This is a genomic window from Xanthomonas sp. NCPPB 3959, from assembly GCF_056675575.1.
The window spans coordinates 112,149-128,836 of sequence record NZ_JBWWVR010000006.1 but is presented as its reverse complement, the minus strand read 5'-3'; the positions used below and the strand labels follow the sequence as shown (position 1 = coordinate 128,836).

Genomic DNA, 16,688 nt, shown 5'->3' with positions numbered 1-16,688 from the left:
ATGCCCGACACCACGCCTTCCGATCCGCAACAGCGCCCGGTGCGCCGCGTCGTCATCGCCGGTGGCGGTACCGCCGGCTGGATGGCCGCTGCGGCCTTGTCGAAAGTGCTGGGCCGGCAACTGCAGATCACCGTGGTGGAATCAGACGAGATCGGCACGGTGGGCGTGGGCGAAGCCACCATCCCCAGCCTGGTCACCTTCCACCGCCTGCTGGAGATCGACGAGGCCGCGTTCATGGCCGCCACGCAAGCCACCATCAAGCTCGGCATCGGCTTCGAGCATTGGCGCGATGTCGACCGGCACTACATCCACTCGTTCGGCCATACCGGCACCGATCACTGGAGCGCGGGCTTCCAGCATTTCTGGTTGAAAGGCCGGCAGCGCGGCGTAGCGCGCGACTTCGGCGACTACTGTCTTGAGCTGCGCGCCGCGCAGGAAGGCCGCTTTGCGCATCTGCCCAACGGCGGCATGAATTACGCCTATCACCTGGATGCCGGTCTGTACGCGCGCTTCCTGCGCCGCTTCAGCGAAGGCTTCGGCGTACAACGTATCGAAGGGCGCATCGGCAACGTAGAAACCGATGCGCACAGCGGCTATCTCACTGCGCTAACGCTGGAAAACGGCACGCGGGTGGAAGGCGATCTGTTTCTGGATTGCACAGGCTTTGCCGGCCTGTTGATCGGCAAGACGCTGGGCGTGGGCGCCGACGATTGGTCGCACTGGTTGTTCGCCGACAGCGCGCTGGCAGTGCAGACAGAATCGGTTGGTGCACCGGTGCCCTATACCCGCTCGCGCGCCGATCAGGCCGGCTGGATGTGGCGCATTCCGCTGCAGCACCGGGTGGGCAACGGCATCGTGTATTCCAGCCGCTACATGGACCAGGACAGCGCCGCGCAGGTCTTGCAGCGCAATCTCACTGGCCGCGCGCTGACCGAACCGCGCGCGTTGCGTTTCACCCCGAACCAGCGGCATCGGGTGTGGGAAAAGAATTGCGTGGCGCTGGGCCTGGCCAGCGGGTTTCTGGAGCCGTTGGAATCGACCAACATCCATCTGATCCAGCGCGGCATCATCCGCTTGATGCAGACCTTTCCGCAGCTCATCAACGATAGCGATATCGCCGAATACAACCGCCAGGCGGCCGAAGAAATCACCCATATCCGCGATTTCGTGATCCTGCACTACCACGTCACCGACCGCCGCGACACGCCGTTCTGGCGCGATTGCGCGGCGATGGAGATCCCCGACACGCTGCGGCATCGGGTGGAGTTGTTCCGCCAGAGCGGGCGGGTGTTCCATCAGGCCAACGAACTGTTTGCCGAGAACTCGTGGGTGCAGGTGATGCTGGGCCAGGGCATCACGCCCAAGCAGCACCACCCGGTGGCCGACCTGATGGGCGATGCCGAACTCGGTCATTTTCTCGAGAACATCCGCACGCGGGTCGATGCGGCATTGGTACGGCTGCCCGCGCATGCGGACTTTCTGCGGCGCTACTGCCCCGCTCCGCCATTGCCCGAGCCGGCTACGCGGCTGCCTGCCACTCCGGTACTCGCCACCCCGGCGGCATGACATTGCGCCCGACCTCGGCGCACCCCTTGGCTTAGACCGCCCCAGCAATGCTAGATTGCCGCTTTGCCGTCCATTGCGGGAACAGTGGCCGGCGCTCGCCGCAGCAACGTTATCTATCGCACTCGGGGTAAGGGGGACGCATGTTGGATCTGACACAGGGCCGTATGGCACGCCGGATCGCGCCAGTCATTTTGCTGGTTGGCCTGGCCGCTTGCTCCAAGCAGGAAGACAAGGCCGCCACCACCGCGCCGGCCACCGGCGCCACGCCCGCGGCACCGGCCGCCGCGCCCACGCCAGCCACTGCGGTATCGCCGCAGGTGCAGTCGATGGCCGCCGACCAGCTGCGCGCATCGGCCACCAAGGCGCTGCAGGACAACCGCATGTACGCCCCGGCCGGCGACAACGCGGTGGAGTACTACCTGGCACTGCGCGAGAAGCAGCCGCAGGACGCCACCGTCAACAGCGCGCTGACCGATCTGATGCCGTACACGCTGATTGCCGCCGAACAGGGCATCAGCCGCGAAGAATTCCCCGAAGCGCAGCGCCTGATCGCGCTGATCGAAAAGGTCGACCCCAAGGCACCGGCACTGCCGCGCCTGAAGACCGGCCTGGAAGCGGGCATGAAGACCGCCGCCAACCGCTCCGAGCAGGATGCAGAACAGGCCAAGAAGCTGGTCGAAGACAAGGCCAAGCAGGCGGCCGAGCAGAAGCGTCTGGCCGAGCAGCAGACCCGCGAGGCGGCCGCTGCGCAGCAGATCGCCGCGCAACAGGAAGCCGCGCGTCAGCAGACCGCCGAAGCCGAGCGCCAGGCCGCGACGCGCCGTCAGGCCGAGACGCCGGCACCGACCCCGGCCGCCCCGCGCCCGGCACCGGCTGCGGCTGCGGCCGCTGCACCGAGCGCGCAGTCGCTGCGCCCGATCAGCACCCCGGCACCGCGCTATCCACCTGAAGCGCTGCGCGCAGGCACCTCCGGCGAAGTGCTGGTGGAACTCACGGTTGGCACCGACGGCTCGATCACCGCCTCGCGCGTGCTGCGCGCCAATCCGCCGCGCGTGTTCGACCGCGAAGCCCTCAACGCGGTCAAGCGCTGGCGCTTCGAACCGGTGGCCGCACCGGTGACCACGCGGCGCACGCTGTCGTTTAACCCGGGTGGTTGAGTGGGGCGTTGAGCGATCGAGTAGTTCTGCATGCGGCTGAGTGAGTCCGTTGGTTGCTTGATTGCTTGGTCGTTGATTGGTTGATTGGTTGATTGGTTGATTGGTTGTTGGCTCATGGCCCATGGCCCATGGCCCATGGCTGCCGATGATCGATGCACTGCACTCCCGGCGAATGTCGGGCACCAAACAAAAAGCCCGCAGCGATGCGGGCTTTTTGTTTTCTGGTGATCCGTGCCCTCATCCGCCCTTCGGGCACCTTCTCCCGAGGGGAGAAGGAGCATCACCCGGAAATCGCCAACCGCTCCTGGTGATACCGCCGCACCGCCGCATACCACAACACCGCCGCTACGCCGAAGCCAGCCAACAGATACACCGCCCAAGTCTGCGCGTTGATCTGCTCGTGGCGTATCACCTTCAGCAGCATCTGGTTCTGCGCCAGAAACGGCACCGCGAAGTGCCACAGCTGCGTCTTCAACGGATACGCCATCAGCGCATAGCCCGGCAGCATCGGCAGCAGCAACAGCCAGGTCATATGCGCCTGCGCTTCCTTCATGCTCTTGGCAGCAGCGGCCAGGTAGGTCAGCAGCGAGGTGCCCACGAACAACATCGGGACCAGGATGAAGAGCATCTGCAACATCGGCAAAAAACCAACATTGAGCTGGCGCCCCAGGTTGGAGGTGGACAACTGCGCACTCAGCTTGAACGCCAGCAACGTGAGCAACAACGACACCATGCCGATCACGCAGGCGGCGGCGATCTTGCCGCTCACAATCGCGCTACGTGGCGCCGGCGTGGCCAGCAACGGCTCCAGCGACTGGCGTTCGCGCTCGCCGGCGGTGGCATCCAGGATCAGCGAGGCGCCGCCCAGAAACGAGGTAATCACCAGCAGCACCGGCAGCAGCATCGCCATCATCTGCCCACGCTTGGCGTCGGCGGTGGCCAGGTCCTGCGCGGCGATTTCCAGCGGCCTGCCCACCTGCGCATCGATGCCGCGTGCCAGCAGGCGCAATGCACCGACCTGCTGGCTATAAGCGCTGAGCGCGGCCTGCAACCGCATGCTCGGCACGTCGGCCTCGCGCCGCGTGCTGTCCTTGATGACCTCCACCAAGGCCGGGCGGCCGGCACGCCAGTCCTCGGCGTAGCTGTCGCTGATGCGCAGCGCCACATCCACCTCCTGAGTGCGGATTGCGGCGGTCAGATCGGCAGGCGCGGCGACCGCGTTGAGCCCTTGCGCAGCCAGAAAACGCACCAGATTCGGCGCGTTCTCGCGACCGAGCGTGGGGATCTCCAGCGGCTTGTCGATCTGCGTGCGCACGCGGCTTTCGCTCAGTGCGCCCATGCCCAGAATCAGGATCGGGTACAGCAATGGCGACAGCAGCAAGGCCAATGCCAGCGTACGGCGATCGCGGCCGATATCGCGTAACTCCTTGCGCAGTACCGTCCACAGGGTGGACAACAACGATGTGGTGCTCATGCGTGCAGTCCCTCATCCGAGCCAATCGCCTTGACGAAGGCGTCTTCCAGATTGTCTTCACCGGTGGCGGCGCGCAGTTCGTCGGCGCTGCCGCAGGCCACCACCGTGCCCTTGGCAACGATGACGATGCGATCGCACAGCGCCGCCACCTCCTGCATGATGTGGCTGGAAAAAATTACGCAGCGCCCCTCTGCACGCAACTGCTGCAGAAAGCCGCGCATCGCGCGCGTGGTCATCACGTCCAGTCCGTTGGTGGGCTCGTCGAGAATCACGTTGCGCGGGTCGTGCACCAGCGCGCGCGCAATCGCGGTCTTGGTGCGCTGGCCCTGGCTGAAGCCTTCGGTCTGACGATCGAGAATATCGTCCATGTCCAACGCGGCCGACAGCAGGCGTGTGCGCTCGGCAATCAGCGTGCGCGACATGCCATGCAACTCACCGAAGTAAGCGATGTTTTCGCGTGCGGTCAGCCGCTTGTACACGCCACGCGCATCCGGCAACACGCCAAGTGCGCGGCGCACCGTGACCGGATCGCGGGCGGCGTCCACACCATCCACGGTCACGCTGCCCTGGTCAGGCGACATCAGCGTGTAGAGCATGCGCAAGGTGGTGGTCTTGCCGGCGCCGTTGGGCCCGAGCAGGCCGGTGATCTGGCCATCGGCGGCGCTGAAACTGACCCCATCGACGGCTTTCACCAGCCCGGTCTTAGTCTTGAACGATTTGTGCAGGTTGTCGACAACGATCATGCGAGCGCCTCCGTGGCGTGGTCGGTGCGGCTCATGGTTCCCATCCGTTGAACGAGGTAAACGCGGGCACGTTGTTGAGATCGGCAACGCAGCGCGCATCCAGCTCACCGGCATTGGCGGTTTCGATGAACTGCGCCATCAGCTTGGGGATGCACCCCAGCGCCATGACGCTGTGTCCCTGCCCGGGTGCAACCAGATGCCGCCCATTGGGCAGTCCCTTGAGCACGGTGTCGGCATAGCGTGGCGGCGTGACCGGATCCAGCTGACCGGACAACAGCAAGGCCGGCACCTGCGAACGCAGCGGCTCGGTGAAATCGGCGGCGCGCTTGCCGGTGGGCCACACCGGGCATGCGGCAAAGACGCTGCGCGGCACATCCTCGCCCAGCAGCAATGCCTGGTGCGCGGGCACCGGACGATAGCGGTCGGCATCTTCGGCGCACACCACCGACCATTGCATGGGCTGGTTGATCTGCATGTCCATGTGCGACAACGCCATCAGCGGCGCGTAGCGACCTGCAGCGGCTTCGTCCAGCACCAACGGCAGCAGGGCAGCGCTCTGCGGTGCGTAGGAGAAGGTAAAGGCCAGACCGATCACTGCGTCGGCGGTCACCCGATCGCGCTTGATGGCGTTGGTGCGCAGATCGCGGTACTCCACTTCCGGCGATTCGGTCTTCAAGCGGTCCATGACGGTACGCAGCTGCGTGCGCACATCGGTGGGAAAGCGCGCGCGACAGGCCGCGATGGCACGGCATTGTTCGGACTGCAGGATCAAAGCGTCTTCAAACGTGCGTGCGAACTCACCGCTGATCACCAGATCGCTAGGCGCAACGCCATCGAGCACAATGGCGCGCGTTTGGGCGGGATAGCGTTTGGCATAGTGCTGCGCCACGCGCGTTCCATAAGACACACCGATCAGGTCGATGCGTGGTGCACCCAGGGCGGCTCTGACGGCATCCAGATCGCCGATGGCTTCGGCAGTGGTGTAGTAACGCGGGTCGGTATGGCGTTGCAAGCCTTCGGCACATTGCTGCGCATAGGCGGTCAATTCTTCCGGACTGGACGCCATGCCGGCCTGCAACGGCTTGCCATCGGCTGTCTCGCACCGCATGGGGTGAGATCCCCCGGTGCCGCGTTGATCGACCAGAAAAATGTCGCGATTTTTGCGTACCTCGCGTAACGCAGCCGCTGCGATGGCGGCAGCCTCGGTCGCCGATTGCCCCGGCCCACCGGCGATGAAGAACACCGGATCGGGCTTGTTGCCAGCGCCGGCATCGCTTTCCAGCCAGGCGATCTTCAAGTCGATCCTGCGCCCTGTCGGTGCGGCCGGATTCTCCGGCACGCGCAGGCTTGCGCACTGCGCTTCGATATTGCCGGCCGCGCTGCCGGAACTCAGCGTGCACGGTACGAATTGCAGCGTGCCGTAGCGATTGGCTGCGGCCGTGCCGGTCTGCGTGGTTGCCGCACGTGGCTGCGCGCTGCCGGGTGCAGTTGCGCCAGCCTTGGTTGCAGCAGGCGCATCTTTCGCAAGCGCGTTTTCAGCAGGTTTGTCTGCACGCTGACATCCGGCAGCCAGCATCGCGATCAGCAATGCCGCTACCACTGTGGGTTGCTTCACCATGTTCACCATCTCTCCTGGTATCCCCTATTCCCTGACGCCGCAGCCGGTCGGGTGTGACCGTTGCGACTACTGCCCGTCTTCAAACAGAAACACGTGCTCAATCGATTTCCCGAACAAACGCGCGATGCGAAACGCCAACGGCAAACTGGGATCGTACTTGCCGGTCTCCAGCGCATTGATGGTCTGCCGCGACACGCCCAGCCGCTCTCCCAATTCGCCTTGCGACCAACCGCTGGCCTCGCGCAATTCGCGTACGCGGCTGTTCATTGAAAGCGACGTGCGTTGATGCTTTTGGTGATGCCGTAAATTCCGCACAACAGCGGAAACACCCACAGCATCGCCACCGTTGCGGGGATGTCGATCAGCTCGGCGGCCTGCAGAAACCCACCGGTCATATACGCGCCGCTGACCAGGCCGGCGGCAATGGCGATCGACTCCAGTTCGATCCGTCGCTGCATCTCGTCCGAGTCGCGCACGTAGCGCGCCACCGCGCGGATCACCAACGCCACCAACACTGCGGGCAACAACGCGATCAGCACGCGCGCCCAGTTCGGGTCCACGTGGGCCAGCAGGTATTTCCAGACCAGCATCACCACCACGTACAACATCATCGGCACGCCGAATTCGCGCTGATAACGCCGCGCCAATGCGGGACGCGTGCTGTCGCGCATGCTGCCGCGCGACAGCCAAAACAGCAGCGCCAGCAACAGGCACGACACGCCCGCACCTGCACACAACCCGGCAAGGTAAGCGCTCAGTGGCAACAGCCGCCAATGGCCAAGCGCACCCACTGCGAGCAAGCCCAACCCCAGGCAGAGCGCGACCAGCGCGTTGCGGTTGTAGCTGGTCATGAGCTGCGCCTCTTCTGCGCTGTTGCGCTCGATGGCAGGCCAACGCTCCCCATCTCGGCACTGCCGCGCATCAACCGCTGCGCCGGCCAGCCCTGTGTGCAATCCGATTGCCAATGCTGCTGATGCATCCCTTTCACCTGTCAAGTCAACTTGACAGGCACGATGCTCTTGACGTGGCCAACTGTCAAGCACCCTTTACACGTCCGGCGACGCGCGGGCTGCCGTGTGTTTGCCGATTCAACCACGGCGAGAGGAGATGCATCCACATCCCTTCTGCAGCGCTGCACCGGAGCTGGGTTACGCTCCCTGATCAACTATTGGTGGGAGCGATGATGCGTCTGAAGATCTTGTTGGCAGTCGCATTGAGTGGCTGCATGGCGACCTCGGCAGTGGCGCAAGAAATCGCACCTGCGCCGCGCACGATCCAGGTGGATCTGGCTGCCGCCAGCGGGCCGGTCGACCGTTTCTACGCTCTGTCGATTGGCTCGGACTTCCCCGGCACCTTGATCCGCAGCGACACCCAGGCACACCTGGTTCCTGCCGTGCAGGAGTTGGGCTTTCGCTACATCCGCTTCCACGATGTCTTCCATGACGTGCTCGGCACGGTGAAAGAAGTCGACGGAAAACTCGTCTACGACTGGACCAAGCTGGATCAGCTCTACGACGCGCTGCTGGCCAAGCGCATTCGTCCGTTCGTGGAATTGGGCTTTACCCCGAGCGCGATGAAAACCTCCGAGCAGACGCTCTTCTACTGGAAGGGCAACACCTCGCATCCGGATCCGGCCAAGTGGACGCAGCTGATCGATGCCTACGTGCGCCACATCCGCGCGCGCTACGGTGCCGACGAAGTGCGGCAATGGTATTTCGAGGTGTGGAACGAGCCCAACCTCAAGGATTTCTGGGAGAACGCCGACCAGCAGGCCTACTTCGCTCTGTACGCGAACACCGCACGCACGATCAAGGCGATCGACCCGCAACTGCGGGTCGGTGGTCCGTCCACGGCCGGTGCGGCATGGGTGCCGGAACTGTTGGCCTATGTGGCACACAACAAACTGCCGATCGATTTTGTCAGCACGCACACCTACGGCGTGGATGGCGGGTTTCTCGATGAAGACGGCAAGCAGGACACCAAGTTGTCCGCATCGCCGGATGCCATCGTTGGCGATGTGCGACGGGTGCGCGCGCAGATCCAGGCCTCGCCGTTCCCGGATCTGCCGCTGTATTTCACCGAGTGGAGCAGCAGCTACACGCCGCGCGATTTCGTCCACGAAAGTTACATCAGCGCGCCCTACATCCTGACCAAGCTCAAACAGGTGCAAGGCCTGGTGCAGGGCATGAGTTACTGGACCTATACCGATCTGTTCGAAGAGCCCGGCCCGCCGCCCACGCCCTTCCACGGTGGCTTCGGGCTGATGAATCGCGAAGGCATCCGCAAGCCGGCCTGGTTTGCCTACAAGTACTTGAACGCACTCAAAGGCCGCGACATTCCGCTGCGCGACGCACACGCATTTGCGGCGGTGGATGGCCAACGCATCGCCGCGTTGGCATGGGATTGGCAGCAGCCGGTGCAGGCGGTGAGCAATACGCCGTTCTATACCAGACAGGTGCCCAGCACCGAGAGCGCGCCAGTGCTGTTCCGGCTGACGCAGGTGCCGGCCGGCACGTATCAGCTGCAGGTGCGCAAGACCGGCTACCGGCGCAACGACCCGTTGTCGCTGTACATCGACATGGGCATGCCCAAGGACCTGGCGCCGCGTCAGCTGACCCAGCTGCAGCAGGCCACGCGCGATACGCCCGAACAGGACCGCCGCGTGCGCGTCGGCGCCGATGGCGTGGTGGAGATCCGCGTGCCGATGCGCAGCAACGATGTGGTGCTGATGACGTTGGAACCGTCTCCGCGCTGAGGACCGGCAACCACTGCTGAGCGTTCTTACTTCAGATAGGTCTTGAGGATGGCGGTGATGTCTTCCACCGCCAGCTCGCGGTCACCCAGCGCATCCGGTGCCGCCACGTGATGCTTGAGGTGCTCGCTGAGCAACTCGACCATCAGCCCCTGCGCCGCGCCGCGGAACGCCGCCACCTGCGTCAACAACGCAGTGCAGTCCACGTCCTGCGCCAGGGCTTTTTCCAGCCCCTCCACCTGCCCGCGGATCCTGCGCACGCGCGCGAGCAGTTTGGATTTGTCCTGATTCAGATGTGCCATTGCCATATACCCCCTGGGGGTATCCGAGATACCATAGGGGGGTATCGTAGCCAGAGCCCCTTCCGATGTCGATCACGCACGCCGCGCCGCACTGCGCGCAGTCGCACACCTTTGCCAGCACCAACCCGCTGGCCGAACACAGCACCCGCAAGGCCGTCATCCTGACCGTGGTCATGATGGTGGTGGAAATCGTCGGCGGCTGGACACTCAACTCCATGGCCTTGCTCGCCGATGGCTGGCATATGAGCTCGCACGCGCTCGCCCTGGGGCTTGCGTTGTTCGCCTACCGCTTCGCGCGGCGCAACGCCAACGATGTGCGTTTCACCTTCGGCACCTGGAAGGTCGAAGTGCTGGGTGGCTACACCAGTGCGATGCTGCTGTTGGGCGTTGCCGGCCTGATGGCATTTCAATCAGTGGAACGGCTGTTTTCGCCCAAACCCATCCAGTATCAGGAGGCCACGGTCATTGCAGTCATCGGCTTGCTGGTCAACCTGATCTGCGCCTGGTGGTTACGCGATTCGCATAGCCATGGGCATGACCACGGCCATCACCATGGGCATGGGCACGGCCATGAGCACGCGCATGACGGTCATGGTCATGGTCATGGTCACCACGACGGTCACGCCGATCTCAATCTGAGAGCGGCGTATCTGCACGTGGTCGCCGACGCGGCGACTTCGGTCTTGGCGATTGTCGCGCTGGTCGCCGGCATGCATTGGGGCGTGACCTGGATGGATCCGATCATGGGCATCGTCGGCGCGGTGCTGGTCACTGTCTGGGCGTGGGGACTGCTGCGCAGTACCGGCCGCGTGCTGCTGGATGCAGAGATGGATGCCCCGGTGGTGGAAGAAGTGAAGCAGGTCATCGCCGAGCTGCCGCATGCGATCGAGATCGGCGACCTGCATGTCTGGCGCGTCGGCAGCGATCGCTATGCTTGCGTGGTCAGTCTGATCACCGCGGCAGATATCGATGCGAAGCTGGTTCGCGAGGCGCTGCAGATTCACGAAGAACTGGTGCATATCACCGTCGAGTTGCAGCGCCCGGCACTGCACGCAGCGCGGGCGTAGCACCGCCTATGCGCAACCGCATGCACGTTGCATGCGGCACAGCGTGCATGCAGCTGCCGGCGCTATCGCTGCGCTGCGGACCTGGTTGCTCAGGTCTTCGAAGGCGCCGGGCTGACGTATTTCTCGCGGCGGATCTGCGCGTTCGGCAGGCCGGCTGCCTTCAAGGCTTCGATGCAGCTGTCCACCATGTCCGGGTTGCCGCACAGGTAGGCGATGTCGCCTTGCGCATCGGGCGCGAACTCCGCCAGCTGCTGCTGCACGTAGCCATGCCGCACATCGGCATGCGGCTGGTCGGGCAGCTCGCGCGAGAAACACGGCACGTAGCGGAACTGCGGGTGCGCATCGGCAAACGCACGGAAGTCATCGCCGTATAGCAATTCGGAAGGCGTGCGCGCGCCCTGCAGCAGCACCACCTGCACGCCACGGCTGGCGATCGCCTCGGCCAGCAACGGCAGCATCGAGCGGTACGGGGTGACGCCGGTACCAGTGGCGATCAGCACATAGCGCCGGTTGTGGTCGCCCGGTGGCAGGCAGAAGCGGCCGTACGGCCCGCTTGCCTGCAACTGGTCGCCGATCTGCAGGCCTTCGAACAGCGCAGTGGCCGAGCCGCCGGGCACGAAGCTCACCGCGATATCCACCGCCTCGCCCGGTCCGAACGCGTGGTCGTGGATGGTCGCCAGCGAATAGCTGCGCTTGGTCGGCGTGCCATCGGCGCCGCTGAAATGGATCTGGATGAACTGCCCGGGCTGGAAATCCAGCGGCTGCCCGTCGTCACGCAGGAACTGGCAGTGGGCCACGGTGGGCGCAATCATGCGCCGGTCGACAAGCTTGAGGGGGAATTGAACGGGCACGAACGTATTTAGGACAGTCTGTGATCGGGGCTTGCCCCCGCGGGCTTCTATAATAACGGCCTGCAACTCGCTGCGCCGTCACGCTGACGCGAAGGAACATCTTGAATTCCCCATCTCCGATCACCGCACCCGCGCTGCGTGTGTGCGATCTGCGCAAGACCTACGACAACGGCACCCAGGCGCTCAAAGGCGTCTCGCTGGACGTGGCGCCGGGCGATTTCTTCGCCCTGCTCGGCCCCAATGGCGCCGGCAAATCCACCCTGATCGGCATCATCAGCTCGCTGGTGAATCTGTCTGCCGGCCAGGTGGAAGTGTTCGGCACCGACCTGGTCCAGCACCGCAGCGATGCGATGCGGCTGATCGGTCTGGTCCCGCAGGAGGTCAACTTCAACCTGTTCGAAAAACCCTTCGACATCCTGGTCAACTACGCCGGTTTCTATGGCATGCCGCGTGCCGAGGCCGAACGGCTGGCCGAAGCGGAGCTGCGCCGCTCGCACCTATGGGAAAAGGCCCAGGTGATGAGCCGCACGCTGTCCGGCGGCATGAAGCGCCGGCTGATGATCGCCCGCGCCATGATGACCCAGCCGCGGCTGCTGATCCTGGACGAGCCCACCGCCGGCGTGGACATCGAGATCCGCCGCGACATGTGGCGCGTGCTCAAGGAGATCAACGCAGCCGGCACCACCATTATCCTGACCACGCACTACCTGGAAGAAGCCGAGCACCTGTGCCGCAACCTGGCCATCATCAACCACGGCCAGATCGTCACTCAGGGCCCGATGCGCGAATTGCTGGCCAAGCTCGACGTGGAAGGCTTTTTGTTCGATATCGACGGTGATCTGCCAGCCGAATTGCCGGTGATCGAAGGCACCACGCTCACCGCCATCGACGGCCACACGCTGGACCTGGACATGCCGCGCGCGATGGACCTCAACCGCGTGTTCGCCACGCTCGGCAGTGCCGGTATCCGGGTGCGCTCGATGCGCACCAAGAGCAATCGGCTGGAAGAGCTGTTCGTGCGCTTGACCGGTGATGCGCCGGCGCCAGACGCCGCCGCACCCGCGACGCCCATTCCCAACGGCACACCGCCAACGCAGCCGCGCAGCGGAGGCCAGCCATGAACGAGATCCGCACCGTGACCGAACCCACCAACGCACGCCGCAACTGGATTGCGCTGGGCACCATCGTGCGCCGCGAAGTGCAGCGCATCCTGCGCATCTGGGGCCAGACCCTGGTGCCGCCGGCCATCACCATGACGCTGTACTTCCTGATCTTCGGCGGGCTGATCGGCTCGCGCGTGGGCGACATGGGCGGCTACAGCTACATGCAGTTCATCGTGCCGGGCCTGGTGATGATGAGCGTGATCCAGAACAGCTACGGCAACATCTCATCGAGCTTCTTCGGCGCCAAGTTCGGCCGCCATGTGGAAGAACTGCTGGTCAGCCCGATGCCCAACTGGGTGATCCTGTGGGGCTACGTCTCCGGCGCGGTGCTGCGCGGGGTGATGGTCGGCGCGCTGGTGCTGATCATCGCGATGTTCTTCACCCCCGTACGCATCCCGCATCCGCTGGTGACGCTGAGCACGGTGGTGCTGGGCGCGATCATCTTTTCGCTGGCCGGCTTCGTCAACGCGGTGTACGCCAAGAAGTTCGACGACGTGGCGATCGTGCCCACCTTCATCCTGACCCCGCTGACCTATCTGGGCGGCGTGTTCTATTCGGTGAAGTTGCTGCCACCGTGGGCCGAAGCGGCCACCCACGCCAACCCGATCTTCTACATGGTCAACGCCTTCCGTTACGGCCTGCTCGGCAGCTCGGACGTGCCGATCTGGGTGGCCTACGCGCTGATGCTGGGCTTTGTCGCGGTGCTCAGCGCACTGGCGCTGTGGTTGCTGCGCCGTGGTGTGGGCTTGCGGAGCTGATGACGATGGCGATGCATATCCTCATCCTCGGCGCCGGCGGCACCGGCGGTTATTTTGGTGGACGTCTGGCGCAGGCCGGGGTCGATGTCACCTTCCTGGTGCGCGATGCGCGTGCGGCGCAGTTGCAGGCCGATGGCCTGCGCATCCGCAGCCCGCTCGGTGATGCGGATCTGCCGGTGGTGCATGTCACCGCGCAGGACCTGCCGGCGCTGGTGGCGCAGCGGCCGTTCGATCTGGTGATCCTCAGCTGCAAGGCCTACGACTTGGACAGCGCGATCGAGGCGATTGCGCCGGCGGTGGGCGAGCACACCACGGTGCTGCCGATCCTCAACGGTCTGCGGCACTACGCAGCGCTGGACGAGCGCTTCGGTGCAGCGCGGGTGTTGGGCGGGCTGTGCTTCATCAGTGCGACCAAGGGCGAGCACGGCGAGATTCTGCACCTGGGCAAGCCGGCGGCGATGACCTTCGGTGAGCGCAGTGGCAGTGCCAGCTCAGCGCGGGTGCAGGCGTTTGCTGCGGTATGCGCGCAGGCAGGCATCACCCATGTGGCCAGCGAGCAGATCGCGCAGGAGCAGTGGATCAAGTACAGCTTCCTCACCGCACTGGCGGCGGCCACCTGCCTGATGCGTGCGCCGGTCGGTGCGATCGTGGCCACCGACGATGGCCGCGCGTTGATCAACGGCTTGTACAACGAATGCCTGTGGGCCGCCGATGCGGCCGGGCAGCCGATTCCGGAAGCTGCGCGCGCCAAGGCGCTGCAGACCTTGTTGCAGGTGGATTCGCCGCTCAAGGCCTCGATGCTGCGCGATCTGGAAGCCGGCCAGGACGTGGAAGCGGCGCAGATCGTTGGCGACATGCTGAAGCGCGTGCGCGAAACCGGACGCAACGCGCCGCTGCTGATGGCGGCGAATGTGCATCTGCAGGCGTATCAGGTGTTGCGGCATAGCTGATGCTGTTGGGGTGTGCGGGCGGTTGTTGGGCTGCGTGTAAACCGTACCCCCATCCGCCCTGCGGGCACCTTCACCCGTTGGGGGAAGGGTTGATGTCGATACGTCGAGGTGGCACGGCGTATCGCTGCATGTCATGCGATGCCGCGCGCCGCGCGCGATAGAAATCGGCATTGCCACTGCCTTCGCGCTGCAACGACGCGTTGCACACGATGCTCTGCATCCCCTCGCCCGTCGTGCTCGCCATGAAACTGCTCAGCCACCTGTTCCGTGCCGGTCACTTCGTGATCCTGGCGTTTTTCGTGCTGTGCGCGGCGGGTCTGGTGGCGATGGCCGGGCTGGAGCTGTGGCACGGGTTTACCCCCGGCGGCGACATGGTGGTGCGCGATCGCTTCAACGTGGTGCTGGAGGCGATCGGCCTGCTCACCGTGGCGCTGGTCACGCTGGAACTGGGCCAGACCATCTTCGAAGAAGAAATCCTGCGCGATGTCAAAGTCAGCGGCCCCACACGGGTGCGGCGCTATCTGTCGCGCTTTTTCGTGGTGATCGTGATTGCGCTGGCGATCGAAACCCTGGTGTCCATCTTCGAGCTGATGCACGACGACCCGGCCAAGCTGCCGTATGCGGCGGCGGTTGGCCTGTGCGCGGCGCTGCTGCTGATCGCCTGGGGCGTATTCGTCAAACTCAACCGCAGCGCCGAAGAGCTGGAGCCCGAGGCGATGGAAGAAACCAAGCGCGAGGACCGCGAAGTCGAGGAGTAAGCACTTCGCGCGCGGCCGCATGGCGTTGCGCTATAGCGGTCGACAGAGCCGTCATTATTTTTCAGTGGCTAACAAAGCGTAGCGAGTGGTCGTCAGATGGATGCGGACGGCGCGGAGGAACCGGAGTGTACGGGTGGTACATGCCGATTCCGAGCACCGGCCTAGCCCGCCTGGTTGTCGCGCAGTAGTTTTGATAGCCGCTCTTACTCAGGGTCGTGCAATGGCAGCCGCTGACCCTGGAGCACGTAGACGCATCGCCTCGGCGGATTCTTCCGCGCTGCGCTCCGGATCCGTGTCGACCAACGCGATCGCCGGCCGGCGCTCACGGCGCGACAGCAGGGTGATCCAGCCGGCCTCGATCGTGGTGATGCTGCCCGCCGGGTCGCCGCGACCGACCTGATGCCCACTGCTGCGCGGCTGGTCGGCCGCGATGTCCTGCCCGACCTCGGCGACCACACCACGCACCTTGATCCGGTCGCCCGTGCGTACGCGCGTGCCCATCCGCATCGTGTACTCGCTCTCACCGGGTACACCGATTCCGGTGTCATAGCCCTGATCGAGCACGAACACGGCGTCGGAGGTCGCATCCACGCCATCGCCTTCGTCCTGTACAAACCAGCCCACCACCTTGCCGCGATGGCCATTGCCCAGGGTTTCGGCAAGCTCCTGGCCCATCTCGTCGCTATCGCCCGCCAGGCTGCGGGTCACGATGCCTTCAATGGCCACTTTTTTCCCAAGCAGCGGACTGATGTCGGCGCTGCCCTGGATGCGACCGATCAGCACGCGATCCGGATCCATCGGCGCAACGGCCTTGTCACTCTGGGCCGGCAGCGGCGCGCGGCACGCGCCGAGCAGCGCGGTCATCATCAGCACCGCCATCCAGCGCGGTGCGCGGATCCTTCGCATCGCATGACTTCCTGTGAGTAAAGAGACCGAGTCTACCGCGCGCACCACTGCCGCCTACCGCAAGCGGTTCAGGCCTGCGGTGCGGGCAACGGCGTCACCGTGGTCGGCTTGCCATCGGCGCCGAGCGCAATCATCACGAAGTGGCCGCGCGTGCACAGCTCGCGCGCGCCGCTGAGCAGATCCTCGGCGATCAGCTCCACTTCCACCTTGATCGAGCTGCGCCCCACCGACACCACGCGCGCGATGGTTTCCACCATCTGGCCCTGCCGGATCGGCAATTTGAAATCCACCTGATCCGAACGCGCGGTCACCACCGCACGCCGCGCATAGCGCGAGGCTGCCAGAAACGCGGCCTTGTCCATCCACGCCAATGCCTGGCCGCCGAACAACGTGCCCATGTGGTTGGTGTGGTTGGGGAATACGATCTCGACCATGCGCACTTCGGTCGGGGGAGGCGTCTGCGGGCTGTCTGACATGCGGGTTTCCAAAGAGGGGGATGTGCGGCCATTGCGTGCCAAAGCGATTGCAACAGCCGAACGCGCGCCGGAGATGCCTTCAGGCCGCAGCGGCGTCCGCCGGAACGCAGCGCCGCTGCTGTGTCGCTGTCCGTCGTGCCTACGCTG

17 protein-coding genes and 1 other RNA gene are annotated in these 16,688 nt (G+C 64.8%); 8 read left to right on the top strand and 10 right to left on the bottom strand.

From position 1 onward, the window contains the following. Complete coding sequence (locus tag AC1KVG_RS09090) at positions 1 to 1,566, top strand: tryptophan halogenase family protein (protein WP_481094188.1); 1,566 nt, start codon at positions 1 to 3, stop codon at positions 1,564 to 1,566. Between the two features lie 140 nt (positions 1,567 to 1,706). After that, positions 1,707 to 2,723: an energy transducer TonB gene (locus AC1KVG_RS09085; RefSeq protein WP_481094187.1), complete on the top strand. Its 1,017-nt coding sequence runs from the start codon at positions 1,707 to 1,709 to the stop codon at positions 2,721 to 2,723. Positions 2,724 to 3,003: 280 nt separating this feature from the next. Here AC1KVG_RS09085 and AC1KVG_RS09080 read toward each other — a convergent pair whose 3' ends face one another. Genes AC1KVG_RS09080 through AC1KVG_RS09060 form a run of 5 tightly spaced genes read right to left on the bottom strand, consistent with a single transcriptional unit; the run spans position 3,004 to position 7,409 of the window. After that, positions 3,004 to 4,197, bottom strand: coding sequence for an ABC transporter permease (locus tag AC1KVG_RS09080; RefSeq protein WP_317061135.1), 1,194 nt, complete (start codon positions 4,195 to 4,197; stop codon positions 3,004 to 3,006). Then, a complete protein-coding gene (locus AC1KVG_RS09075; protein WP_006449486.1) occupies positions 4,194 to 4,940 on the bottom strand; it encodes an ABC transporter ATP-binding protein in 747 nt (248 codons plus the stop codon). The genes AC1KVG_RS09080 and AC1KVG_RS09075 overlap by 4 nt, the downstream gene beginning before the upstream one ends. A 31-nt stretch (positions 4,941 to 4,971) precedes the next feature. Continuing rightward, positions 4,972 to 6,564: an alpha/beta hydrolase gene (locus AC1KVG_RS09070; protein WP_481094186.1), complete on the bottom strand. Its 1,593-nt coding sequence runs from the start codon at positions 6,562 to 6,564 to the stop codon at positions 4,972 to 4,974. A 60-nt stretch (positions 6,565 to 6,624) separates the two neighbouring features. After that, on the bottom strand, positions 6,625 to 6,825 hold the full coding sequence (locus AC1KVG_RS09065; protein ID WP_481094185.1) for a helix-turn-helix transcriptional regulator: 201 nt from the start codon (positions 6,823 to 6,825) through the stop codon (positions 6,625 to 6,627). Then, a complete protein-coding gene (locus AC1KVG_RS09060) occupies positions 6,822 to 7,409 on the bottom strand; it encodes a hypothetical protein (protein WP_104551894.1) in 588 nt (195 codons plus the stop codon). Before AC1KVG_RS09060 ends, AC1KVG_RS09065 begins: the two co-directional genes overlap by 4 nt. 332 nt (positions 7,410 to 7,741) lie before the next feature. Here AC1KVG_RS09060 and AC1KVG_RS09055 point away from each other — a divergent pair, with 332 nt between their 5' ends. Continuing rightward, a complete protein-coding gene (locus AC1KVG_RS09055) occupies positions 7,742 to 9,313 on the top strand; it encodes a GH39 family glycosyl hydrolase (protein WP_481094184.1) in 1,572 nt (523 codons plus the stop codon). Between the two features lie 26 nt (positions 9,314 to 9,339). Here AC1KVG_RS09055 and AC1KVG_RS09050 read toward each other — a convergent pair whose 3' ends face one another. Further along, positions 9,340 to 9,612 (bottom strand): metal/formaldehyde-sensitive transcriptional repressor, encoded by a 273-nt coding sequence (locus tag AC1KVG_RS09050; RefSeq protein ID WP_104551897.1) that lies wholly within the window; start codon positions 9,610 to 9,612, stop codon positions 9,340 to 9,342. A 65-nt stretch (positions 9,613 to 9,677) separates the two neighbouring features. Between AC1KVG_RS09050 and dmeF the strand changes: the two genes are divergently transcribed. After that, positions 9,678 to 10,679, top strand: coding sequence for a CDF family Co(II)/Ni(II) efflux transporter DmeF (dmeF, locus tag AC1KVG_RS09045; RefSeq protein ID WP_481094183.1), 1,002 nt, complete (start codon positions 9,678 to 9,680; stop codon positions 10,677 to 10,679). 89 nt (positions 10,680 to 10,768) lie between these two features. Here dmeF and AC1KVG_RS09040 read toward each other — a convergent pair whose 3' ends face one another. Further along, entirely contained in the window at positions 10,769 to 11,596 is an 828-nt protein-coding gene (locus AC1KVG_RS09040; RefSeq protein WP_481094182.1) for a ferredoxin--NADP reductase, read from the bottom strand. A 35-nt stretch (positions 11,597 to 11,631) separates the two neighbouring features. On the opposite strand from AC1KVG_RS09040, the gene AC1KVG_RS09035 reads away from it, so the two are divergent. The 4 genes from AC1KVG_RS09035 (at position 11,632) to AC1KVG_RS09020 (ending at position 15,159) form a co-directional block, all read left to right on the top strand. After that, positions 11,632 to 12,651 carry an ABC transporter ATP-binding protein gene (locus tag AC1KVG_RS09035; RefSeq protein ID WP_481094181.1) on the top strand — a complete coding sequence of 340 codons (1,020 nt, stop codon included), beginning with the start codon at positions 11,632 to 11,634 and terminating at the stop codon, positions 12,649 to 12,651. After that, positions 12,648 to 13,451 carry an ABC transporter permease gene (locus tag AC1KVG_RS09030; RefSeq protein WP_023905597.1) on the top strand — a complete coding sequence of 268 codons (804 nt, stop codon included), beginning with the start codon at positions 12,648 to 12,650 and terminating at the stop codon, positions 13,449 to 13,451. Before AC1KVG_RS09035 ends, AC1KVG_RS09030 begins: the two co-directional genes overlap by 4 nt. A gap of 5 nt (positions 13,452 to 13,456) precedes the next feature. Further along, positions 13,457 to 14,401, top strand: coding sequence for a 2-dehydropantoate 2-reductase (gene panE / locus AC1KVG_RS09025; RefSeq protein ID WP_481094180.1), 945 nt, complete (start codon positions 13,457 to 13,459; stop codon positions 14,399 to 14,401). A 242-nt stretch (positions 14,402 to 14,643) separates the two neighbouring features. Continuing rightward, positions 14,644 to 15,159, top strand: a complete 516-nt coding sequence (locus tag AC1KVG_RS09020; protein WP_043889539.1) for a hypothetical protein — start codon at positions 14,644 to 14,646, stop codon at positions 15,157 to 15,159. A 66-nt stretch (positions 15,160 to 15,225) separates the two neighbouring features. Here AC1KVG_RS09020 and AC1KVG_RS09015 read toward each other — a convergent pair. The 3 genes from AC1KVG_RS09015 to AC1KVG_RS09005 form a co-directional block, all read right to left on the bottom strand. Then, a non-coding RNA gene (locus AC1KVG_RS09015) (sX9 sRNA) lies at positions 15,226 to 15,301 on the bottom strand. A 65-nt stretch (positions 15,302 to 15,366) separates the two neighbouring features. After that, entirely contained in the window at positions 15,367 to 16,023 is a 657-nt protein-coding gene (locus tag AC1KVG_RS09010; RefSeq protein ID WP_481094179.1) for a single stranded DNA-binding domain-containing protein, read from the bottom strand. A 110-nt stretch (positions 16,024 to 16,133) separates the two neighbouring features. Beyond that, complete coding sequence (locus AC1KVG_RS09005; protein WP_481094178.1) at positions 16,134 to 16,541, bottom strand: acyl-CoA thioesterase; 408 nt, start codon at positions 16,539 to 16,541, stop codon at positions 16,134 to 16,136. Positions 16,542 to 16,688: the final 147 nt, after the last annotated feature.